Consider the following 24,717-nt stretch of genomic DNA (forward strand, 5'->3'; position numbering starts at 1 on the left):
TAGTAAATTATTTGAATATCTATATTAACTAAAAAAAAAGATTTGATTTCCCCTGACTACTGACTACTAAAAATACCTTAAGTATTTGTAACAAAAATTATCATCCGGACATAGTATTATACATTTTGATTGAAAAATTTGGTAATTTTTTGATTTAATATATAGTGTAGCTTCACCAAAATTTACTTTTAATTCTGATACTTGACAATATTTTCTCCTTCGTTTAATCATGGTTGATTTTTTTTGTGCCAAGACAAAATATATATCTTGTTTCTGATATTTTTTCAACCAATGTAATAGAAATATTATTTGTACAGTATGGATTTCGCCTCATATAGTCATTCTGAATAAGACTGGAACACTTTTTCAGCTGAAACTCTTTCAAGGCAAGAAACCCTTGTCTCAATCTTAACTGGAATGACTATAGATCGAAGTTTTGATTTGCAGAACGCAAATACCCTGGAGTAAAAATTATCCCTGGTGCAAAAGTAAATCCAGGGGTGCAAACTATATCAACTCCTAACACGGAAGTATTGACAGAAATTAAGTATTTGTGGGAGAGGGCGAATTAGGCAATTTCAAGAAAATGGGAATAATTAAGCAATAGGAAATAGTACTTCTAATGCCATAATATTAACTTTATTTAAAAATGGCAAAAAATGTATAGTTAGTAACGAAATTACTTGAAAAAATATGTATTTTAAATTTATTGTTTCTCTGAAATACTAATTTTTTTTGAAGATTGCTAAATTGGATACACAATTTACTTTTGTTTAATGTATCATTAGCAATTAAGTTCCACCTATAACTGTATAATTTGATCGATTTTCCAAATTGATTGCACAAACATCATGAATATGAGAGAAGTATTAAAAATCAACTACTGATTTTCTTCTAATCAGCAGAATTACTTCTGCAATTCAACAATTACTAACAATCAAAACTTAATAATTATCTAGTTATAACTAGATTTTTTCATATCAATATTCTCTGAAACTAGAACTACGATTAACAATTTTAGTAATTTAGCCGACTCAATCTCAACAGAAAAGTATAAACTTTATTTCAGAAAGTTCAGTTAACTATAGTTAGTCAACTGACTGTAGTTTTTCTTATCAATTTTTCATTCTCTCTAAATACAAGACTTAATTAAATAACTTTTGTATTTTAGAGTAATTAACTAAATTTTCAATTCAATCCTAAGTTTTTTTAGTTTGTGAATTTTTAAAATCATCATAATTTAGCCATGAATAACTGTCCTTGTTGCTCTAATCAAATGCTACGCCATAGTCGTAATTCCCAAATTTATTGGTATTGTTTAAACTGCAAGCAAGAAATGCCAAATTTAGTAGATAAACTCAAAAAACGAATTGTTTTAAACAGTTTTCGCGAACATTCTTGTCAAGTACCAATCAAGACTGCCTACAGAAACTTAGAAAACCACTTACATGAAGAAAAAACAGTTATGAATTTACTTGGCATTGCCTAATAGGGATAAAAACAGTAAAACTACTGTATGGCAATTTCATAATAAAGTGTCAATTCAGTTATCTTCGGAGGAACTACTTTAACAGTTATAAGTTATTAGTACCTCCTCCAATAAAGAGGCTTGAAATACAAAATTTTATTTCTCTTGGTCGATTGGATATAGCAAAGAAACTCCTCTTGCAGAGCCGCTCCGAATGGCGCAATCCCATCCTACGGGAAGCTGCGCTAACGACCGCTTTTTATCCTTTTAAAAGGGGAGACTTGAGACCTGATTTTTTTGTCAAAAACTAAATAATATTATGTCCTGTTGAATAGTTATAAATAACGAGATAGGAGTCAGGTAGGAGAAGTTCGGATTGGTAGTTATCCTACCCTACTCTCCACTCCCAGCGCGTAGTATTATAATTCCTTGAAATTTGAGTGAAAGCTCTCATTAAAATGAAATTAAATCAACTCACTTGTCTGTTCTTATGCAGAAAAAAACAAAATAAATCAGCCTTGGCAACTGAAATAACTGGTTGATAAAAGAAAGTTTTAAGTTTTTGGTGATATCTAACCAAATCCGGGTATAAAAAAAGGCTTGTCTGATCTCTCAATCCTATTGTATGGTATAAAACTTCCATTTTTTTTAACACCCTTTTACTAAGGCGGATTTGGTATCATTTCCGTTTAATAGCGTTCAGGAAAAATTTTCTTAACTCCTGACTCCTGACTCCTTGATCGTTATTTATAAGTATTCAACCGGAGATCGCATGATATCATGCCTGGATAATTAGGGTTTGCTGAAAACGTCTTTTAGTAGGGATAGGAGACAACCCACCCGCGCGTCCCTCCCAGGAGGGGATGTCAGTCGGACCGAGACAGGAGAAATGGGAATTTAAAGGAGGTAGGAGTAATATCATGTTCGGTTGAATAGTTATAAATAAAAATGGAGGAGTAATGAGTTATGAGTAATGAGTTATGAGGAGGGAATTTTAAGCTATAAATGAAGAGAAAGTTTTTTGCGAAGCGCTCTGATCCGGACATGATATAACTTGTTTCCATTGGTGGCCTCAAACTAGGGCTGTTCAGTTATAAGCGATCGTCAGAACATAGAGGTAGTTGGCGATCGCCATCTTTTGGGCTATAAAATTTGAAGACTTCTACTGTAATGATTCTGGCTTTATTATAAGTGATCATCCGAACATGATATAACAATTGTAAGAATGATTTTTCTGCCCAACTATGCGCCTAAAATACTAACTAACTTTTTGAGCATAAAGAGCTGATTCCCAGGAACTTTTTTCGACCCCAAAAAGGCTAAATTCTTTATCTATAGATGCTTTTAGATTTAATCAGCAAGCCCTAATTAGGGTTTGCAGCAAAAAGTCTTATGGGTGAGGGTAGGAGACAGGAGACAACCCACCCCTCGCCCCTCCCCCGACCGTGGAGGGGGAGACAGGAGACAGGAGAAATGGGTCGGGAGCGAGGAGGTAGGAGTAAGAATTGTAAGAGTGATTTTTCTACCCAACTATGCGCCTAAAATACACTCCTTTTTGAGCGTGAATAGCTGAAAACTAGGCACTTTTGAAAGACCCAAAAAAGGCTAAAACCTTTATCTGTAAATACTTTTAGATTTAATCAGCAAGCCCTAATTAGTTAACAAAAAACTTTCTCTTATACTACTCTTTCTTCTTATTTCTTCCCTCCTGACTCCTGATATCAAATCCGCCTAATTGCACATAGTTCCAATAACCTAATCATCAGGGTTTTAAGCTATTGATTGTGAGGGTATTTAACCGGATTTGATATGACTCCCTCTCCTGGGAAGGTTTAGGGGTGGGCTGACTCCTAAAAAATTAAGATTAATACCATACACTAATTCAACAACGCCATTATTTTAAAGTAATCACAGTTTTCACCACACCTGAACGTTCTCCCCGCGCCGTAATTTCAATTTCACAACCAGCAAAACCTTTAATCACCCACTGGACATGACAACGATAATCATTACCTCGAGCAGAATTAGCAAAAGCTTTATTCGATCGCCCCTCTAAATGACCTATTTCCTGTAACTGCTTCCCACTAAGCAAAATTACATTTTCAGGCAAAGTCAACATCACCTCTATAGGTCGAACACTTTTTCCTTCCCTAGCTTTTTCACTGGTATAAGTAGGCAAAAATCCCTGATTTTCCAACTGCACCACTACCAAATAAATATCCCCACCCTGATGCTCAACTACCGTCTGACTCACTGCCAAACGAGGTGACATCAAAGCATGATAAATAGCAAACTGACAATGTTGCTCGCACAACTTTGGTAAATATTCCACAGGAGCATTTTGCCAAACCTCTTTATGATTCCATCCACCAATTTCTACAGTACCCAGTTGTGGATGTTCAAACGGTTGCCAGTCAATAAAACCCTTCCCACCCAACTTTTCATCATTCCACTGCATCAATTTCAAATCATCTGAAACAGGATGGCGTTGTAACCACTTAACATAATCTTCCTTCTGAACTCCTGCTGCCGTAGGTGCATCCCAAAGCTCTATAACAAAACCAAACCAACCAAAGCGCTCATAACAATAATCATCCATTGCACCATAAGTCTTCCGATTAGCAGGATAGCAAAAGTTATGATAAACCGAAACACATTCATAACCAGTAATTTCAGTACCCTTTTCCCCAATCAAATTGTAAATTTCCAAATCCTCCACGGGTAAGCGGTCGTCTGGATAAATACTATAAGGACGTAAAATTACCGCAGAAAAGGTATGATAACTAATGAAACCATTAATATTAGAATGCTCCCGCCAAAATTCTGCTACAGCACGAGTTTCCGGTTCAGAAAAAGGAAAATCTCCAGCACCTTTTTGTTTTCCCTCCGGTTGCCATTCATAAGGATAGTTGCGATTAAAATCCATTCCTTCCAGTGCAGGAGCAATTTTAATATCATAACCATTATAGTTTTTGATAATTCCCTCTTGCAGAATAGTGTAGTAAGTGCCTCCAAATTCATCAGGTTCGCGACGCACCATTATTCTAGGATCTTCTGGCGAAATTTTCCACGCTCCACAATCATCCTTGAGTCGCATCTGCAAAATTAACCCATCCCCATTTACATCTTCCCAGTGGAGTCCATCACGTTCTTCGGGATAAGGATAATGACGAATACTTGATCGCAATCTTTGAGGAGTTGTTAAATATTGTTCTGCTCCATCAACAGCAATACGAGGCAATACATAAACCGTGTAGTTGTCTAATAAACGAGTAATTTGAGGTTCCCTAGAGTAATTATTTAGTAGATGATAAATAATATATAGAGCAACAGCAGAACCTGTAACTTCTCCAGCATGAATATTAGCATCAATCCAATATCCAGGTTTTTCTTTTGCTTTTCCCGTATTTTGATTAGTAACAGTAGCTAAGAAAATATCTAATCCGCCGTAGCTTTTACCAATAACTTTTAACTCAATCAAATGGGGATTACTTTCACTCATCTGATGCAAAAAACTTACCACTTCTTGATATGTATAGTAGTGGCTAAAGTCAAAACCTGATTCTGTCATTTTAAATTATTAAGTCTCGTATGTATATAACTAAATTAGAATTAGTATTTGTTGGAATTATCAAGCCAAACTGGAGACTAACATTATTAGTTTTAACCATAATTATTCATCTCTTTGTGACTTTAGAAATGTCCAATAATAAAAAATAAAATCAATTATCGCACATAAATTATCAATTATTTTCCCTTACCGAAAATTTCAGGTATAAAGCCTCTCCATTCATGGATAAAAAAGAAAAAAAATCTTTTTATTCAATCCTCTTATTTATAAGAAGAGGTAATTCTAAACTCTTAATTCTTAATTCTTAATTCTTAATTCTTAATTCTTGAATCCCTACTCCCTCTTTTGTGAAGATGTCTATTTGTAATTAGGGCTTGCTGATTAAATATCAAACCATTGACTGATATTGGTTTTAGGCTTTTTATGTCTTGAAAAAGTATGAGCTTTTTGGTAGCTTAGGTTAAAAAAGTGAGGATTTTCACCGAAGCAAAAGCCGAAAAATCACTCTGACAATTCTTACTCCTACCTCCTCGCTCCCGACCCATTTCTCCTGTCTCCTGTCTCCTGTCTCCTGTCTCCTACAAAGAGCAAAAAGACTTTCCATAAGCAAACCCTAATTATGTTCCCACTTCCACATACTACTAGAAATCAAATTTGTCAAAATGTGGGCAATAATTGGTATTAATAAATTACCTGTTGCTAAAGCACTATATCCCAACACCATTCCAACTATTGTTGCCCAAACCATATAAGGCCATTGTTGCTTACCACTCAAATGTAAAACACCAAAGAAAATACTTGAAGCAATTAATGCCACTGTATCCAATCCCAAGGCAGACAAAATTACACCTCGAAATAATAATTCTTCACTCAATCCTGGCAGTAACCCCAACCAGATTAAATCTGGCCATAACAAAGGAGTCACAACTAATTTAAGATATTGATCTGCACTACGACGATAGGTAGGCCAAATGCGATAAATTAAAGAACTAGCAATAGTAATACCTAAAGCGATCGCTACTCCCCACAATAATGCTCTTGGATTCCAACTCACAGGTAATAAATCAACACCAAGTAGCAAACAGGTTTTAGAGATTGCTAGTAATACCAATGCTGTTACTCCCATTGCCACTAATACTTGAGTACGAGTTAGAGGTTCGATTTCTGGATTTTCAGGAATTTGCTCTGTCACTTGTCCGCCATCAAATTAAGTTTGGATTTTATATTTAACTATTGTACAGGATGGTATAGCACAAGAAAGAAGGAAGAAGAAAGAAGGAAGAAGGAAAAAGCTTGCGTTGTCTGAGTTTGACAGCACTTTTTAAGATGGTGAGGTACAGTTCAATATTAATCTCTATCCCCTCTTTCCTACTCCCTCACAGGAGTGCGCGTTCCCTCTCTTGGTCAGCATTCCTTCTCTTGGTCGGCATTCCCATGGCGAGGAGACCTCTCCCCCGTCCGACCGCTTGCGTCTATCGCACCCCGCGGGGTCGCACCGCTACTCTCAAGATGTGCCTCATCCACTAGAAAACTGCTGTAAGCTTTTTATCCCAAATTCCGCACTTCAATTTGTAACGTTAAAAGTAGTATAAAAAACGTGGCTTGGTAAGTATTTATACTATGCAAATAATCTCAATTACTTTTTTCGTTCATCAAATTCCGAGTAAACAATTAAGCATAAATAGGGCTTGCTGATTAAATCTAAAAGCATTGACAGATAAAGACTTTAGCATTTTTTTGCTCGAAAAAAGTGCAAATTTTTCTGCTCTTCATGCTCAAAAAGTTAGTATTTTAGGCGCATAGCAGAAAAATCCCAAATTGACAATTCTTGCTCCTACCTCCTATAAACTCCCATTTCTCCTGTCTCCTGTCTACTACCCCTACTAAAAGACTAGTGCCGCTACGCGGAAGTTAAAAGTCAAAATTCATGCATCGAGTGCTAATTGGCGAGGTGTCCTACGGGGCGCCTACTGTGCGGAAGTAATTCCGCACACAGCCCCTCCAGAATGTAAGACGCACATCTGACAGTCAATCATTTTTGATTTGTAATTGTTTTGGGATTTTGTAACTGGTCAGTTATTTCCGCCATCCTGCACTAGTGAAGCGCAAACCCTAAATATTTGCTTGATTATTTACTCAATCACGATAGCTATGATTTTCTCCTAAATTCTGACTCCTGACTCCTTCTTCTATACTACATTTTGTGGTGCAGAATGTGGGTTTATCAAAATAATATGGGTCTAAAACCCCGCCTTTTAAGGGGAAATATTTTTGGAGAGTTGCTCACGCATCCCCGGTACAAAAATCACTTCTGACTCACAGGAGTGCGCATTGCGCAAGCGAGCTGGCGTCGTCGCGGGGTCGCACCGCTTCTGACTTCTGACTTCTGACTTCGTTAAATTTCCTAACCTTTGCTTCGACTGCTATACTACTGAATTTTGGCAATTGGTAATATTTCTGGCCTCAAAGCTTCTGGATTAATGCCAGCTTGATGAGCAACCAATACCCCCAACGCCTCCAAATATGAATTCACCTCTAATGCTTTTATCCCCAAACTTTCTGGTGAAACTTGCATTTGAGTTTGATTTTCTCTGACAGCAATAATTTGCGCTGGAGTTTGACTGAAACTCATTACTGCACTACCACCACAAGCAGTAGCAGGTACAACCACAGCATCTACTTGTTTTGCCAAAATAGTATTAGGGAGTAGGGGACTATCTTTTGTATTTACTAATTGAGGCGCTCGACTCAACCCCACTAATACAGAAGGCAAAAATGTGTAACCAATTTCTTCCGCAGCAGACCGAGGCGATAAGTTAGGGTCTAAGGGTAGAGGTAATAAAGCAGGAGCATGAGCGCAGGGAACCTGAAAAGTTTTGACAATCAAATGACTAATAACTGCTTCTGCACCAGCTAAAGGGTCAACTCCTTGTCCGTGGCGATATAATTGTAATTCTGTACTACCTTCATCATCGGGAAATCTGGCAACAACAGCGATCGCTTCTGCCTTAGCTTTGTGAATTAGAGTTTCTGCTGCTCTTAGTAAACTATCAGAATTAGCTATTGTGCCCCAGGATGCCCCAGAATCAGATTGTTGTAATTGTACTTCTAGTGGAGCATCTGTAATTATATAATCTGTCAGATTTAGCCCTAAAGTTGCTCTAGTCGCATCCGCAGCTTGTAAATGGCGCAGTTGCAATTCTGGCTCAATGCCTTGGTCAAGAATTAAACCCACTCGGTTTTGATGTACAGGTTGTAATCCATACCATCCCTGAGCAAATTTGTCAAGAGCATAGCCTTCTACATAGAGAGCATTAGATAATGGCCAATAAAGTTGTGCCCCATTCAGAACATTAGGGTGAGTAATGAGGAGGTCGCAAGTTTGTGCGATCGCTCGTGCCACTGGTAAAGCATCACCAGCATAACCACCAATAGATGCACCGATACCAGTTGGAATAATTAAGACTACTGTATAAGGTTTTGAGTCGAAGGTCAAAAGTCAAAAAGATAAGTTCAAAAGTTTTAACAAGTTTTTGATTCAATAATTTCAGCAGGAAAGCTAATTTTTAAACTCTATCAAAAATAACTTTAGGTTAGGTATTATCGTAGATAAACCAAACCTACACTCAACAATTATCGTAAGCATTCAGCCGTCAGCTATTAGCTATCAGCTATTAATTTTGGGTCTGTGTAAAAGTAACCTTTGAGATTTAAAAAGAATAAAAAGTTACTGCCATGGGTCCCTGGACAAAACCTAAGAAGTAATCATTCATTACTAATTGCTGTTTGCGTAGCATTCCGTAGGAATAGCTGACTGCTGATAGCTGTTTGCGCAGCATTCCGTCAGGAAATGCTTACCAATTATCAATCAAAAAGCATGAATAACTAATTAAGAATTAGTGCTTAAACTTTCTGATTCAATTACAACAGCTTCTACATGAGCTGTTTGTTTTTCCGTATCTACTTTAGTCACTGCCCAACGTAGAGGTTCACCACGTTTTTCTAACTCTTTTTCAATTTCTTGATTGAGTTTATTTGGTGATTCTTGCAAGTCAATTTCAGCATTAATAAAATGAGTAGTCATAACAATCTTAAGTTATTTAGTTTGAGTGAAAACTTAAATAAGTAGCTTGGCACAATTAAATTTTACTATGTCATTGCGACTGAAACGGAGTGGAAGGAAGCAATCTCAATGTTTTTGTATGATTTCTATTTTGTTACATAGTTAGATTTATTTGCTCCTATCTACTTAATTTTTTTTTGACGATAGCAACTATACAAAATAAACTTTATTTACCGAATAATTAAGGTTTTCAACCTCTCCTTTAAAGGAGAAACAAGCGGTCGAGGGATGGCGCAATTCGGAGCGGGTCTGCAAGAACGGGTCTCTTCGCCATATCCAATCGACCAAGAGAGAAAAAATTTTCATCTCTTTGTCAATCCTCTTCTTTTCAAGGAGAGGTAATTATTAATTATTAATTATTAATTGTTGAAGTCTTCCTTTTCATTCATTTTGAAGCTATTTATGAAGCACCAAATTGGCGATCGTAAACCTCATCTTCCTTTCCAGTTTCTATCTTTAAATTAGACCGAGGATAGGCAACACATAATAAAACATAACCCTCTGCTTGGAGTTCTGGACCAACTCCCATACCATCGGCTTGATCTACAGTACCCTCTCCAATAATTTTTGCCGCACAGGTTGTACAAACCCCTGCATTACAAGAATTAGGCAAATCCAGTTTAGCCTCCTCAGCAACCTCTAATATTTTTTTATCCTCTGGCACCTCAATAGTATGAGTTTGTCCTTGGTGCTGAATTTCAATAGTATAAGTCTTTGACATATTTTAGTTTGTAGATTTAATTCCAGAGAGGAATTTAGACTCCTTGATTTTATGAAATCTTATGTATGCTAACCCTTTTAGAGATTGAGGGCAACGCTAATTCTACGAAATGAAACAAAATTTTACAATTCTGATACTTACAAAATTTTTCAATATTCAAAAATCATTTATCTGAGATCAAAATAATTTTTCTCTTTTAATTATTTTTTATTCAAATGACATGTTTATTAACAGTAGGTATTACTAATTACAGAAAATATCAAAGTAATTTTATCTAGAAAATAACGTTAAAAATTTTATTTTATTTATTATAATTTTTTGTTTTTTAGCTTTACTTCAAGACAAACTTAAATAGCCATGCTAGAAATATACAGCAGTGGAAGGAAAGGGCGCGAACATATTAAAAGGTTAAAACTCAGACAAAGCAAAATTTTTTCTTCTTCATTCTTCATTCTTCCTTCTGCTATACTATAAAAAAACGTTCAGTACAAAATAAGCTACATAAAATAATTTCATAAAAACTATTATGTAGCTTATAAAACCGTCAACTTATCTACCTATAATCTCCTTCTTGAAATTAATTTTCAAGTAATATTAAACCACTGTTAACCATATAAACAATAACAATTTTCGTGCCCATTTACTACAAATAAAGTTTCAATTATATGAGACTAGACATCATAGTAATTGTTCAAATTTAAATTCCCCCCCTTTTTTTTGACATATTTATTGTCTGTTATCTGTGTGACAAGCATCACAGTTTTTTTAAATTATTGTCTCCAATTGATATAATTGACTTCAATTAAATTTTCATAATCTCAGGGAAAAAATGGAAGGTCAACAGTACGAATTCGAGCAGTCTCAAAATGAGTTGATTTTGGACTTATCCAACAAAATGCGCTTTGTTAGCTACTTTTTAATTACTATTGGAGTTCTTGCTGGAATCATTGGGTTGTTTAGTGTAAATCCAGGTGCTATTATTCAGGGAGTTGTTCAGACACTCATTGGTATTTGGACTCTAAATGCTGCTTCTTCTTTTAAACTTATTGTTGATACAGAAGGTAATGATATTGTTAACCTGATGGGTGCTTTAGGTGAACTCCGCAAACTATATAGACTACAATATTGGTTATTAATTATTGCTCTAATTTTTATGGCGATCGCACTTGTTGTAGGTATTATTGCAGGTTTTTTTAATACCTAGTAAGATCAAATCTGTGGAGTGGGGGAGTAGGGGAGATTGAAGTAATTATAGAATTATCAACATATATTATGACCTTCTAAAAATCTAGACAATTCTAGACACGCTCTTCATAGGTGAGGTTAAGCTATTTTCCGACTCACCCTTCCATAAGTCTACTGGCAGGCCAAGGTTAATGTTCTGCTCAAACACATTGAGTTTAGGATTCCCTCTGGGGTTTTCGTTAGACATGAAAATCGAGTGCCAAACACTCCATAATTGTTGCTAAAATCCTCTGCTCTTAGCAGACAGATGTAATAATAACACAGATTAATGGTGTCAAAACATAGACATTTTGTAGATATAAGTCTTGGATAGTCCATGTTTTTCAGCCTTAGCAAGCAACAGGACTTATATCATGTCCGAAGGCAATCGTTTGTGTAAAAGTTGGCGTGGATATTTGCAGGAAATTTAAGTTTTTTTCTTGTCTGTTGCCTGTTGCCTTCCGGAGCTGTTGCCTATTTACTATACAAGACCGATGCTACCGGACATGATATTACGCAGAACCACCGTAACTTGTAGGGGAGAATGGCCATTCGCTCCTACAGATAGAATATAATTTAATATTTGGCCTAAGTCCTGATATTATATAATCGGATTTGATTTGACATCCTCCCGACGCTGCACTTGCGTGACAGCGCGGGATTCCTAACCATCGCGCTATTAGGCTTTTCTGCTTCAATGCACCAGCCTCCAAGGTCGATCGAGCCTCTTTTCGGTCTAAAAGCGCGCTCCACAGACTGACACTGCTAGCCCAGCAGCCATATTTTAAGTTTAACACACTATTGAAAAAACCGCAAAATTGATTGGTTTTCCCATGCGACGCTCCCCTTCGGGAGAGCGCGAGTCTTCAACCAACGTTGAGATAAATACCCTACTTTAGCACTTGCTAGTAGTAGGCAGCAGAGAATAATTTAACGTATTACCAAATCTGACTTATCTGACTTAGTATAGCAATGTGCTCTGGCACATTTACACATTATTTTTTGTAAACCTTTTCCCTTACAGCACTTTGAGCTACTAAGTTGTCAATACCTGAGTGCTCATTGCTATACATTATTACCGAAAAATTGTGGGTATACGCCTCCCCTTTTAAGGGGATAATAAGCGGTCGTTTGCGCAGCAGTCCGTTAGGATGGGATGGGGAGGTCTCCTCGCCATATCCAATCGACCAAGAGAAAAAAAAATTTTCATGAATGTGTCAATCCTCTTCTTTTCAAGAAGAGGTAATTATTCATTATTCATTATTCATTATTCATTATTCATTATTCATTATTCATTGTTGAACTGCCTGTCTAATATTATACCAATTCCCACGCATTAGTGCTATACTTTGGCAATACTTCAGTTGTCAACTAATCAGCACAAGCTAAATCACTTTGCATGCTAATTTTAGCTCGCGTTAATGTTACAGCACTTTTTAGGAAGCGTGAGGTACAGTTCATTAATTCTCTGTTGCCTGTTGCCTTCCGGAGCTGTTGCCTAAAGTCCTAAAATTTTGTACCCACTAACTCCGAAACTGCTGTAATTATTCTTATGTTTACTTCTCCCCCACTCCCCCACTCCCCTACTTCCCCTCCTGGGAGGGGGAGGGGCGAGGGGTGGGTCTCCTGCTCAACAAAATGTAGAAAAGTTTTTGATAAATCGTATTATTTCCCTTTTTTCCTTCCCCCTTTCCTCTTCCTTCTTCCCTCTTCCCTCTTCCTTCTGCTATCAAAAATCCCCTGCTATAAAAATCTATAGCAAGGGATAAACGCAATTTAAAACCTCAGAAAAATAATTGATTTAACTGCGGTCAGCTATAGCTACAGGTTCAAAACTCGGTATAACCAAATCATCATTTTGCTTAGTTAACTGGTTATACAGTCTTTCAGTATTCGGGAAATTAGCAGCAGGAAGAGTCGGGAAGCGACGATAAGGAACAGTATCCTCGCCAAACATCTCAATATACTCAGCACTATTCACCATAGCGTTGATAAAACCCTTAATACCCAAAGTTGCCAGAATCTGATTATACTTACGAATCTCAACTTGATTGCGAGGAGCACGTCCTAAGAAATGTTTAGTACCAAGTTCAATTACCTTAGTATTAGGATAGGGTGTATAAAACTCCTTAACATAAAGTTTAGAACAACCTAAGCCTTCAATAAATTCCTTGAGGTTGATTTCATCATTCCCTAACTTACTTTCTAAGGAAGAGAACTCACTCTTAACAATGTAAGGATCGATATCGCGTTCAAAAATCTGACGATAAGCTGCAGCAATAATCAATTTCACCTGTTGCTTATCTTGGGTACTTGTCAACTTAAATACCTTAGACTGCTCCCGTTGCTTGTTAACACCTTGAAGAACTCGGAACTCAATATCAGGTTCGCTACGAACTTCCTCAGGAGTGCCCAACTCCACAAATCTTGGCGTAACTTCTTTCTCAACTTGTAGATTTTTGTCACCAATACTGCCAACTCTTGTATTTCTTAATGACAAACCAGCAGGAGTTAGATAACGTTCATAAGGAATAGTATCTTCTCCAAAAGCTTCGTTATACTCTTGGCTATCAATAATTGCATCTACTAGAGCATAGAAACCTTTCTTGGCACAAATATCGAAGTAAGAATTAATTTCCTTACGTCCATAAGTCGGACGACCTAACAACCGCCGATGAATGTACTCAATAGCTTTGCACACATACAAAGAACTCCAGTACATATTACGGAAAGTATCAGACTTTGCTAAAGCACGAATGAACTCGCGAATAGTGATATCACCATTTTCTAGTTTGTTCTCAGCACTCTTTAGACGCTGACCATCGTAAACATCACGACCGAATACCTGACGATAAGCAGCTGTAATAATTTTTTGAGTAGAACTTTCAGAAAACTTAATGCTAGCACCATTGCTGCCACCAGAGTTACTAAAACCACTACTAACGTAACCTCCAGGCAGTTGATCGAGTTTGAAGACCTTCGGACCTAGAGAACCAGGATCTTTTGGTCTCGCAGCAGGGTTACTAATCTGATTATCAATACCAGCACCCCGACGAATTAGAATCCGACGAGTATCTTTGCCAAAAGGTGCAGGACGATTTTTCGGACTACGGGTTTCTTTCGGGAAGATTGCCCCAAACTGGATTTCTAATGAGTCATTACCCATACCATAAACGTGTTGGTCTGGCAAGGGCTGATTGTAGTCAGCAAATAAGGTAACAAATTGAGGTACTTTTCGGAAAGGGGCACTGTAGTTAAACAGATCGATTTGTGGTCCCCAGTTACGACATTCCTGAGCCTCTTGACCTAAACCACGGAGATATGGTACTGTCTCTTCGCCAAAATAATCGGAGTATTCTTGAGAGTCCACCATAGCATCTACTAAAGCAGACAAACCACCTTTAGTAACAATGTCAAAGTATTTGCTGAACTCTTGGGGCGAACTCAAACCCCTACCCAGAAAGTGACGAGCTGCCAATTCTACAACACGACTATTGACAAAACCTTCATAAAACTGTTTCCGGTACAAAGGAGATTTACCCAAACGACGGATAAACTCTTTCATGGAGATTTCGCAATTCTTGACTTGAGATTCCAGGTAGGAAATATTCAGACTATAAGCTCGGAAAATATCCCTCTCAAATACCTGGCGATAAGCAGCTTTAATGACATCCTGTTTCTCAAAGTTAGACAAACCAGGCTTCATCACAAATTTTTGTCGCTTTTCAGCAGCATTAAAGTAAATTTGTGGTAGTTCTAGACCTTGTTGGTCTGAACTTTGGCCCCGGCGTTGCTTATTAGAGGGTGTTGAGCCACGGAACTCAGTCAAAAGGACATCAAAGTATTGGGCAACAATTTCCTTTGCTTCCTGGTCTTGAAAATATCTAATCGAAGCTTGTCGCATCTGTTGGATAGCTACAATTGTAGCTGCAGAGGAACAGGCATTCTCAATTATTTCTCTTAAACCACGAACGTTGACTGAGATAATATTAGGGTCTCCCGCCACAATAGCGTAAGTAATATAACGTAAGAACCAGGATAAATCCCGCAAGGATTTGGTCATATTAGATGGACCATACCTAGCCACGTTAATTGGCCTAAAACCAGCAGGTACAGGGCCGGCACTACTAGCTCCTAAATTAGTGAACAACGAGCGTAGCCCTTGAAGTGGGTTGTTTCCACTCTTGTTCTCAACATAAGTAACAGTACCTAGCTTCATGCCTTCAGAAACTGCTGTTGTTGCAGCCGGAACAGCACTCATGGCCATTTCTTTGTCATCTGGCTTTTCTAAAAAAGCTAAAGGCGAACCACCAGTAAAAATAGTATTGGCAGCAACAGAAACAATTCTTTCTGAATTATTAGTCAGTATCTGAGCAATTTCTAAACGCTTTGCTCCTGAACTAAAAAAAATTGCCAGTTCATTTAGTTCACCTTTTCCTAAAAAGCGGTCTTGTTGTTCCGCTTGAGAAATAGTTGATACTGGTACAGTTTGATATAGTTGCGGACGTGCAACTGAGCTTCCACCACTTGCTTTGACAGTCATTCGATTATTATTGCTCCCTATTTTGAAGTTTTTACAGCTTCTATTCAGACTGTTAGCTTGAATTTTTATGACATTCCCCAGATACTTTACTTTAGTTAGTTAGTATGGGTTTTTCTGAAGTTGCAATGAAAATTTTTCCTACTGTAAAAGCTGGTTTCCACACAGTAGAAAATATTTTTTACTCTCTGTGTTTGTTTACTTTCATCAGCAACTTAATTGATACTTGAGGAGATGCCTCACCTCAAAGTTTATGGCTTATTTAGGCTACTTTCTCTGGTTTCATCTGGATTATTATTGAAAGCACATTCCCTTTTTATTAACACCATATTTGCTGAATTTCTACAGTTAAACTACTATAGCTGTACATCAAAACTTTTCGTTCCGATGTTTCTCATATCAGCATTAGAAACTTATACCTTATTTTTGCAGATATTCTAACAGAATATCCTTAAAAACTAGGCTGAATTTATATTAAGTATTGCCTGGCCCAATGTTCCTGCTTTATTTCTAATCTTGGCTTAGTTATTTAACCTTAAGTTGTGTAACACTAACCGGATAGAAATATTGAGGTAAAAGAAAGTAGGTATTTTTGCTATTTTTATGTTCTGGCTTTTCCTTACTTTGTTTCAAGGTAAAATATTTTGGGCTAATTCACCCGCGTTTGTTAAAAACCTTACAGAATTTTATTTTATAGATTTATGGTCATTTATCTTAGAAAAAATAATAATTTTTGTTAAGTAACTGTTACTCTTCTCGGTTTAAGTCAAAAGTCAATATTTAACAGTCAAAAGTTATATCGCTCTTTTTTAATCGGATTTAGACAAAAGCTCTATTTTATGCCAGTTTCATGTAAGGCTGCACAGAATAAGGTTTTAGGTTTTAGGTCTTATACCAATTCCCATGCATTAATGCTATACTTGACATGAACTTCAGTTATTAAGTAATTAACACAGGTTTAATAACTTATTTCCTAGTTATTAGCCAGTTAATGCTAATTATTCTAAGTTTTATATCTCCCCCACTCTCCCACTCCCTTACTTCCCTACTTAAGAAAGTGTAGAAAAGTTTTTGAGAAATGGTATTAGGTGTTAAGTGCCACAGAATTATGAAATTTATTAACTTATCTATCTAGATCTACAGTCAATTCTGATAAAAATATTATTCTATGCAACTGGAAAATACAAAGTTCTTCTGAAAAACAGTGTGCTCTCTAGACTGAAAGTCTTACTGGAAAAGGCTTACAGCACCTACTTTTCTGAATGGAGAGTTTTTTACCTTGAGTCCCTGAAAGCCTTAGCTAGCAATAGTTATTCCAAGAACTTTGCACTGTATAGTATGCAACTTAGAAATGAATTTGTTATTAAAACTATAGCGCTACACATATATAGCAGTTTTCAGCATGGTTGTGAAAAAACTAATAAGTAGCAGGTAATAGGGGTAATACTTTCAGGGTTTTTATGTATTTTTATATTTTTCGCGAGTCATTTCATCTTGTTATATCAAGTCCGCAGTATTGTCAGGTAAGAATAAGGAAAAAGGAAGATAAAAAAAGGCTTAAAAACTTGAAAAAAATTAAATTTCCTGTCGATATTCACGTCTGGGTTTACACAAACGTGCCCCAGTAAACACGATATTATATGATGCTTACAATTAAAATAAGAATAATTTTTGCTACTTTAAATTATTATTTTTTTACTATTACAATAAAGCAAAATAAGTTGCAGATTATCCAAAGTTGTTAAACTATTTTAACTGAAATGATAAATATGGTAAACCTTAAGTTCTTTGAAACCTTTAGAACCTCTAAATAACCTTTTGCCAATCGGGTCAACGTATGCTTCTAACTCTGAATTAAAATATAATCTGAAATAAACTTCTTTCCAACTAATAGAAAAATTTCTTACCTTGAGATTACATAGTCGTAGACCTTCAGGAATTTATCTCATAAAAATTCTACTTTTTGAAAATATTTATGACAATTTCAACCGTTGTATCGCACTGTTTAAATTGCCAACTTTTTCGACCCCATAGCCCCTTTTGTTCTGGATAATTATCACCACCCAATAATTCTTTAAAAAATTTTCTATAACTTCTGATAAACTCCCCAGTTAAATTCCATTGTTCCTCAGATAATTCTTCTAGTAATATGCCTAACTCAACTGCTCCAGCAATAAACAAAGCTAACTGTTTATATCTATTAACACTAATCCCTGTTCAACAATGAATAATTAGGGTTTGCTGAAAAAGTCTCATGGGTGAGGGTAGGAGACAGGAGACAGGAGACAGGAGAAATGGGGAATGAGCGATGAGGTAGAAGTAAGAATTGTCCCTCAATTTTTATGTCATAATTATTCCAAAATACTAGCTTTTTGCAGCTATTTCCATCGAAAAGCTGGTAATTTTCCCATACCTAAAATTGCTCAAACCAATATCAGTCAATACGCGTGATATTTATTCAGCAAAACCTAATTAATAATTACCACTCCTTGAAAAGAAGAGGATTGACTCAAAGAAAATTTTTTCTTTATTATCCCCTTAAAAGGAGAGGCTTTAAACCACAATTTTTCGGTAATTTTCTACTTAAAATTATCTCCATCCATTTAACAAACTCTGGAAAGTAGCGATTTTGAATATCATTTTTGCCCACAATAGTTCTTATACTTTCATTTTGCTTTTGTCGTGTATTGTACTAGAGGCGAGAAATAATTTGTCATATTATTTATAAGTTTATATTAGGAATTGACGCAATTATTGTATCTTTGTAATGGGTGCATCTCAATGCGTGAATAAAGCCAAAAACTTATCGCTTTTAGGCAACAGCTCCGAAAGGCAACAGCTCCGGAAGGGAATATATAGGAAAAAAGTATTTTTGCTTGCTATGAGATGCACCCTTTGTAATAACCTTCTTTCAAGATGAAAACGGCAAAGCTAAAAATAATTTGCAAATTTATAAATTTAAGAAATTATATATAGCAATCCTATTTCAGTTGCGGGTAAAAATATCTTTTAATTTAAAGAATAGGAAATACCGGATCTGGGAATGCTGGTAAAAGTCTCAGAATTTTGATCTATCCTTAGATTTTTTGACAAATCATTTGGGATTGCTATATATAGCACTATAATTTTTAGCAAATATATTTAGTGACTATTAAACCTAACACAAGATGAAGAATAAATTAGATATTAGTTCTGCTGTTGAGGGACTCTACGATACTTTTCCATTTCCCCCAGACCCTTTAGTAGATGAAGCACCACCTGGATATAACTGGCGCTGGAGTTGGCCAGTAGCTTACAGTTTTTGCACTGGTCAAACACCCCAAAAACAAAATATTAGAATTTTAGATGCAGGTTGTGGTACTGGTTCTAGTACAGATTATTTGGTTCATCTTAATCCTCAAGCATCTGTAGTTGGAATTGATTTGAGTAGTGGTGCTTTACGAGTGGCCAAGGAACGGTGTAGTCGTTCGGGAGCTTCACGAGTAGAATTTCATCATCTGAGCATATATGATGTAAGCCAAATAGAAGGAGAGTTTGACTTTATTAATTGTGTAGGAGTTCTGCATCATTTACCCGATCCAATTAGAGGTATTCAAAATCTGGCTTTGAAGTTAGCTCCTGGTGGAATTATGCACATCTTTGTTTATGCAGAGTTGGGTCGCTGGGAAATTAAACTCATGCAACAGGCGATCGCTATCCTTCAAGGTAATCAACCTAGAAATTACAAAGATGGAGTAAAAATCGGACGTCAACTTTTTGCTTCGCTACCAGAGAATAACCGTCTTGTCAAATATGAACAGGAAAGATGGGCTTTTGAAAATAAAAGAGATGAGTGTTTTGCAGATATGTATGTCCATCCCCAAGAGATTGATTATAATATCGATACTCTGTTTGAGTTGATAGAAGCATCTGGTTTAAAGTTTCTGGGATTTTCTAATCGTGAATACTGGAATATAGAGCGACTTATCGGAAAATCTTCCGAGTTAGTGGAAAGAGTTGTTGATTTGGACTATCGGGAACGTTATCGTTTGATTGAATTATTAGACTCTCAGATTAGTCATTACGAGTTTTTCTTAGGTAGGCCACCTTTAGCAAAAATTGATTGGTCTGACGATCGCCTTCTATTAGCAGCAATACCTGAATTAAGCCCTTGTATTCAGGGATGGCCTAGCGAGAATATATTTGATGGTGACTATAAATTAGTAAATTTGTCAAGGGAAGAATATGAATTTCTACAAGCTTGTGATACAGAGTCTAACAGCCAATCTCCATCAACAGTAGGAGAAATATTAGCTAATGTACCAGTGGGATTAGAAATTGTGCGATCACTTCAGTCCAAACTTTTGATTCTACTAACTCCTGGTTCAAGTTAAATGATTTGGTGGTGGTGCATAGTAATGGTAGAGAGAGCTTGGTAACCCACCCCTCGCCCCTCCCCCTCCCAGGAGGGGAATGTCGGGAGTGTGGTCAGAAATTAAAAAATATATATCTTCACACGTTAGCGAGCAGGATAACCTATGATTTTATTCAAGACATTAAACATCTCCAATAATAAAAAATAAAATCAATTATCGTAGATAAATCATCAATTATTTCCCTCTACTCTGTAGGGACGTTGCATGCAACGTTCCTACTACTCCCTACTCCCTTTTTTCCGGAGAAGTCTATTTAAAGATTTGCCTTCTAATCTCTTTTATAAATTAATTTTTCATTTTTAATTCTTTAGATAAAAACACCTTAGCCCAAAAAACTAAATACATAGCAGTCGAAGGATAAGGTTAAGGCAGTTCAAAAGTTTAAAACTCAGACAACGTAAGACTTTTCCTTCTTCCTTCTTTCTTCTTCTTTCTTCCTTCTGATATATCTTATGGTATGGGAACTTCAGCATGGTATGATTACTTTTGGTATATCTAGAAAGCAGGAGGCAGAGGGCACAAGACAAAAAAGAAAGCTAACTTTTATTATTATGTCCAGCCGTTATGCTTTGCTTGCTATAAAAAGAAGCCTGCAACTTGCGATCGGTATCTAAATTTTGTGAATTTATCTGATACATCACCAGAACCAATAACTGTTGACGATAGTAATACTCCAGAAGTTGGCACTGCAGGGGCAGAACCAAATACTTCAATGCAAGAGTATTACAAACTGCAGCAGGAATTATATGTAATCACCTTGACAATTACAGGTATAATATTTATCTTTGTCTGGGTTTTTTACTCCCTAAACATTGCTCTTAATTATTTGATAGGAGCAACGACAAGTGTGGTTTACTTAAGGATGTTAGCTAAAGAAGTTGAGAGTATTGGCGGGGATAAAAGAAGTGTAGGTAAAACAAGGTTAGCAATATTTGTCGGGCTAATAATATTAGCAACTCAGTTAAATCAGCTCAAAATTTTGCCGATTTTCCTAGGGTTTCTGACTTACAAAGCAGCACTAATAATACATGTACTGCGAACCACCTTGATGCCAAACTCATAGCAATTCAAGCTAATTCTAATTGTTGAAAAATCCACTTGATATAAATCGGGAAGCCTGAGAATCAAAATGCTAGATATTTTGCATACTATTAACTATTTACCTCTGGCTGAACTAGAAGTTGGCCAGCATTTTTACTGGGAGCTAGGCAGCCTCAAAATACATGGGCAAATTTTACTCACATCCTGGTTTGTAATTGCCTTGATAGTCTTGGCTGCCTTAACAGCAACACTCAATGTGCAGCGAATTCCTAGTGGGATGCAAAATTTCATGGAGTACATCCTGGAATTTATACGCAGCCTAACAAAAGACCAGATTGGTGAAAAAGATTATCGCCCTTGGGTGCCATTTGTTGGTACCTTGTTCCTATTTATATTTGTGTCAAATTGGTCAGGAGCGCTAGTACCATGGAAGGTAATAGAACTACCTGCGGGAGAACTTGCTGCCCCCACAAGTGACATTAATACAACAGTGGCATTGGCACTACTGACTTCCATAGCATATTTTTATGCAGGTATCAGCAAAAAAGGCTTAGGATATTTTGCGGGTTATGCTGAACCAGTACCATTTATGGTCCCCTTTAAGATCATAGAAGATTTTACCAAGCCTTTGTCCCTAAGCTTCCGTTTATTTGGTAATATTCTTGCCGATGAATTGGTTGTGGGAGTGCTAGTTCTGTTAGTACCTCTGTTTATTCCTCTACCACTAATGGTTTTGGGTCTATTTTTAAGTGCTATTCAAGCACTAATTTTTGCAACCCTAGCTGCTAACTACATCGGAGAAGCGTTAGAAGAACACGGCGCAGAACATCACGATTAAGAGTTAGGTGAGTAGTAGAAAAAAAAGTTGCTCAAAAATAACTCAAAGTCTGGTATTCTAAGCTGTTAGTGGGATGAATTATCGCCAGATTCACGGAAACTGGAAATGGTAGAGCAATAAGTCCCCACCAAAAAACAAGTAAAATTTAGAATGGATGAGTGATGTGAGGTAAAAGCATGAAACTTGAACAAGTTCAAGTTTCAGACTCCACTGCATTCATTATTTAGGCTGCGGGACTCGCAGTTTCAGTCTGTAGAGCGACCGTAAGACCCGAAGGGAGTAAATCTCGGAAGGCAGGTGCTATGTTAGCGGATCTCCTCCGGAGGAGGAAACAGAAAGCCCCTAACAGTAATGTTAAGGAATCCCGCGCTGTCTAGTAGAGCAGCGTCGGGAGGATGTCAACACATCAGTTCATCGAAAAAAGTGACTATTGTGTATGTTGTAGTTGATTACGCAAAAGTGTAATCAATATAGTTCTAGTTAATCGTCAAGTTTGTACTTTAGGTTAAAAAAGGAAAGAAAATTATTATGGATCCATTGATTGCTGCTGCTTCCGTCGTTGCTGCTGCCTTAGCTGTAGGTTTAGGTGCGATTGGTCCTGGAATTGGTCAAGGAAATGCAGCAGGTCAAGCTGTAGAAGGTATTGCCCGTCAACCAGAAGCAGAAGGAAAAATTCGAGGCACATTATTGTTGAGTTTGGCATTTATGGAAGCTTTAACAATTTATGGTTTGGTGGTATCACTGGTGTTGCTATTTGCCAACCCCTTTGCATAAACAACCCTAATTATAGAAAATAGGGATTTTAGATTTTTGATTTTGGAGATCGAAAATCTAAAATCTTTAAAAAGCGTTCAGCAGTTCAGCAGTTCAGCAGTCAGCTTGGTGCGGAAAGCGGATCATTCCGTTCCGGAAAGAGGATGATCAACCCCTCCTAAAATTAAGCGACAAGCTCGCGTGTCGGGGATGTTTTACCCAAGCTTTAAGATACCCAAGCAAATTTTTAGGCTGATAGCTGAAGCGCTAATAGCTGATAGCTAGTTAAACCCTACTTAAACTATGGGAACCACCTAAAGATTAGAGAAAATGATAAATTGGACAATATTACTAGCCGTTGAAGAAGTAGCAGAAAAGGGTGGTTTGTTTGACATTAATGCAACTCTACCCTTAATGGCAATTCAGTTTCTGATTCTGGCTTTTGTGTTGGATAAAATTTTTTACAAACCACTGGGTAAAGCTATAGATTCTCGTGCAGATTATATCCGCGACAATCAAATCAAAGCACAAGAGGGTTTGGCAAAGACAAAAAAATTAGCTGAACAATACGAGCAAGACCTAGCAGAAACTCGTAAAAAATCTCAAGCAATTATTACTGAAGCTCAAGCAACAGCTCAGAAAATAGTAGCCGAAAAAGTGGCTCAAGCTCAACAAGAAGCACAAGCCAAAAGAGAACAAGCAGCTAAAGAAATAGAAGAGCAAAAGCAAGCAGCTTTGCAACAGTTAGAAGAACAGGTAGACTCTTTGAGCCGCCAAATTCTAGAAAAACTATTAGGACCAGAATTGGTCAGATAGCCAAAGAAAATTCCAGGTTGAAAAGTTGAGCTATTGATCGTAAAACTCAGCATACAACAAGATAATTTAAGGCTAACTATCACAGGATATCATGGTAAATGTTTTATGGCTAGCCACAGAAGCTAGCGCAGAAGAAGGTTTCGGTTTAAACCTGGATCTTTTAGACACTAACCTAATTAATTTAGGAATTTTGATTGTAGTTTTAATTTATTTTGGGCGAGGTTTTATTGGGAAAATTCTTAGTGAAAGACGCGCCACTATTGAACAAGCAATCAAAGAAGCAGAAAAACGTCAACAAGAAGCAGCATCAGCTCTAGCAGCTCAACAACAAAAGTTGACCCAAGCTCAAGTAGAGGCCGAAAAAATTCTAGCCACTGCTGAAACAAGAGCACAGGAAGTCAAGCAAAAAATTGAGCAACAGGCAGAACAAGATATTGAGCGGATGAAAGCTACTGCTAGCCAAGAGATGGACTCGGAAAGAGATAAAGCAATTGCCCAACTGCGCTCAATTGTAGCATCTAAAGCATTGGCACAAGTAGAATCTCGCCTCAAAGAAACTTTAGATGAGAATGCCCAGCAACAATTAATAGATCGTAGTCTGGGGTTATTAGGAGGTCAATCATGACTGTAATTGCTGGTGAAATTGTAGAACCCTACGCAGCAGCTCTAATGTCCTTGGCTAAATCAAAAGACCTTGCTGAGAGGTTTGGGGAAGATATACGTTCCCTGATTAATATTATGGATGAATCCCCAGAATTGAAGCAATTTATGGGAAATCCAATTATTAAACCAGAAGACAAAAAAACAGTGCTGCAACGCATGATGGGCGATGAAGTAAATCCCTATATGCGTAATTTTTTAATGCTGCTAGTTGATAGAGGTCGGATTATTTTTCTAGAAGAGATAGGGAAAAAATACCTAGCACTATTGCGAGAACTAAATCAAACTGTTCTAGCAGAAGTGACCTCCGCAGTAGAATTAAACGAAGACCAAAAAAATACAGTCCGCGAACGAGTCAAATCAATGACTGATGCAAGAGATGTAGATATTGAAACCAAAATCGATTCAAGTTTACTCGGTGGTGTCATTATCAAAATAGGCTCTCAGATAATTGACTCTAGTCTGCAAGGACAACTACGCCGAATTGGCATCAGCCTCAAAGCATAATTCGCTCATTTTTTGTAAATAAAAAAGACTGGACAATAAA

The 24,717-nt window shown here is 36.9% G+C and carries 16 protein-coding genes; 9 read left to right on the forward strand and 7 right to left on the reverse strand.

Annotated features, from left to right (window positions below; translation table 11 throughout):
• The first annotated feature begins 1,246 nt into the window (after positions 1-1,246).
• Positions 1,247-1,489, forward strand: coding sequence for a hypothetical protein (locus F6K23_RS17995; protein WP_293158370.1), 243 nt, complete (start codon positions 1,247-1,249; stop codon positions 1,487-1,489).
• Between the two features lie 1,873 nt (positions 1,490-3,362).
• Here F6K23_RS17995 and F6K23_RS18000 read toward each other — a convergent pair.
• The 5 genes from F6K23_RS18000 to F6K23_RS18020 all read right to left on the reverse strand — a co-directional run bounded on the left by F6K23_RS18000 (position 3,363) and on the right by F6K23_RS18020 (position 9,883).
• Entirely contained in the window at positions 3,363-5,039 is a 1,677-nt protein-coding gene (locus F6K23_RS18000; protein ID WP_293158373.1) for a M14 family metallopeptidase, read from the reverse strand.
• Between the two features lie 613 nt (positions 5,040-5,652).
• On the reverse strand, positions 5,653-6,231 hold the full coding sequence (locus F6K23_RS18005) for a CPBP family intramembrane glutamic endopeptidase (RefSeq protein WP_293158376.1): 579 nt from the start codon (positions 6,229-6,231) through the stop codon (positions 5,653-5,655).
• Positions 6,232-7,467: 1,236 nt separating this feature from the next.
• Entirely contained in the window at positions 7,468-8,535 is a 1,068-nt protein-coding gene (locus F6K23_RS18010) for a DUF3326 domain-containing protein (RefSeq protein ID WP_293158379.1), read from the reverse strand.
• A 393-nt stretch (positions 8,536-8,928) separates the two neighbouring features.
• Positions 8,929-9,123: a hypothetical protein gene (locus F6K23_RS18015; protein ID WP_293158382.1), complete on the reverse strand. Its 195-nt coding sequence runs from the start codon at positions 9,121-9,123 to the stop codon at positions 8,929-8,931.
• Between the two features lie 439 nt (positions 9,124-9,562).
• The gene (locus tag F6K23_RS18020; RefSeq protein WP_293158385.1) at positions 9,563-9,883 is read right to left on the reverse strand and encodes a 2Fe-2S iron-sulfur cluster-binding protein; all 321 of its coding nucleotides are present in this window, start codon (positions 9,881-9,883) and stop codon (positions 9,563-9,565) included.
• Positions 9,884-10,712: 829 nt separating this feature from the next.
• Between F6K23_RS18020 and F6K23_RS18025 the strand changes: the two genes are divergently transcribed.
• Positions 10,713-11,087 carry a hypothetical protein gene (locus tag F6K23_RS18025; protein ID WP_293158387.1) on the forward strand — a complete coding sequence of 125 codons (375 nt, stop codon included), beginning with the start codon at positions 10,713-10,715 and terminating at the stop codon, positions 11,085-11,087.
• A 1,821-nt stretch (positions 11,088-12,908) separates the two neighbouring features.
• Here F6K23_RS18025 and F6K23_RS18030 read toward each other — a convergent pair.
• A complete protein-coding gene (locus tag F6K23_RS18030; RefSeq protein ID WP_293158389.1) occupies positions 12,909-15,650 on the reverse strand; it encodes a phycobilisome rod-core linker polypeptide in 2,742 nt (913 codons plus the stop codon).
• 1,953 nt (positions 15,651-17,603) lie between these two features.
• The gene (locus F6K23_RS18035; protein WP_293158391.1) at positions 17,604-17,828 is read right to left on the reverse strand and encodes a hypothetical protein; all 225 of its coding nucleotides are present in this window, start codon (positions 17,826-17,828) and stop codon (positions 17,604-17,606) included.
• 986 nt (positions 17,829-18,814) lie between these two features.
• Here F6K23_RS18035 and F6K23_RS18040 point away from each other — a divergent pair.
• The 7 genes from F6K23_RS18040 to atpH all read left to right on the forward strand — a co-directional run bounded on the left by F6K23_RS18040 (position 18,815) and on the right by atpH (position 24,677).
• The gene (locus F6K23_RS18040; RefSeq protein WP_293158393.1) at positions 18,815-20,020 is read left to right on the forward strand and encodes a bifunctional 2-polyprenyl-6-hydroxyphenol methylase/3-demethylubiquinol 3-O-methyltransferase UbiG; all 1,206 of its coding nucleotides are present in this window, start codon (positions 18,815-18,817) and stop codon (positions 20,018-20,020) included.
• 661 nt (positions 20,021-20,681) lie between these two features.
• Complete coding sequence (locus F6K23_RS18045; protein ID WP_293158395.1) at positions 20,682-21,125, forward strand: ATP synthase subunit I; 444 nt, start codon at positions 20,682-20,684, stop codon at positions 21,123-21,125.
• A gap of 66 nt (positions 21,126-21,191) precedes the next feature.
• Positions 21,192-21,941: a F0F1 ATP synthase subunit A gene (gene atpB, locus F6K23_RS18050; protein ID WP_375339679.1), complete on the forward strand. Its 750-nt coding sequence runs from the start codon at positions 21,192-21,194 to the stop codon at positions 21,939-21,941.
• A gap of 528 nt (positions 21,942-22,469) precedes the next feature.
• The gene (gene atpE / locus F6K23_RS18055; protein ID WP_011611801.1) at positions 22,470-22,715 is read left to right on the forward strand and encodes an ATP synthase F0 subunit C; all 246 of its coding nucleotides are present in this window, start codon (positions 22,470-22,472) and stop codon (positions 22,713-22,715) included.
• Between the two features lie 309 nt (positions 22,716-23,024).
• Positions 23,025-23,510 (forward strand): F0F1 ATP synthase subunit B', encoded by a 486-nt coding sequence (locus F6K23_RS18060; RefSeq protein ID WP_293158397.1) that lies wholly within the window; start codon positions 23,025-23,027, stop codon positions 23,508-23,510.
• A 91-nt stretch (positions 23,511-23,601) separates the two neighbouring features.
• The gene (locus F6K23_RS18065) at positions 23,602-24,135 is read left to right on the forward strand and encodes a F0F1 ATP synthase subunit B (RefSeq protein ID WP_287522620.1); all 534 of its coding nucleotides are present in this window, start codon (positions 23,602-23,604) and stop codon (positions 24,133-24,135) included.
• A complete protein-coding gene (gene atpH / locus F6K23_RS18070; RefSeq protein ID WP_293158399.1) occupies positions 24,132-24,677 on the forward strand; it encodes an ATP synthase F1 subunit delta in 546 nt (181 codons plus the stop codon). Before F6K23_RS18065 ends, atpH begins: the two co-directional genes overlap by 4 nt.
• Positions 24,678-24,717: the final 40 nt, after the last annotated feature.

This window comes from Okeania sp. SIO2C9 (genome assembly GCF_010672455.1).
Taxonomy (GTDB): Bacteria; Cyanobacteriota; Cyanobacteriia; order Cyanobacteriales; family Microcoleaceae; genus Okeania.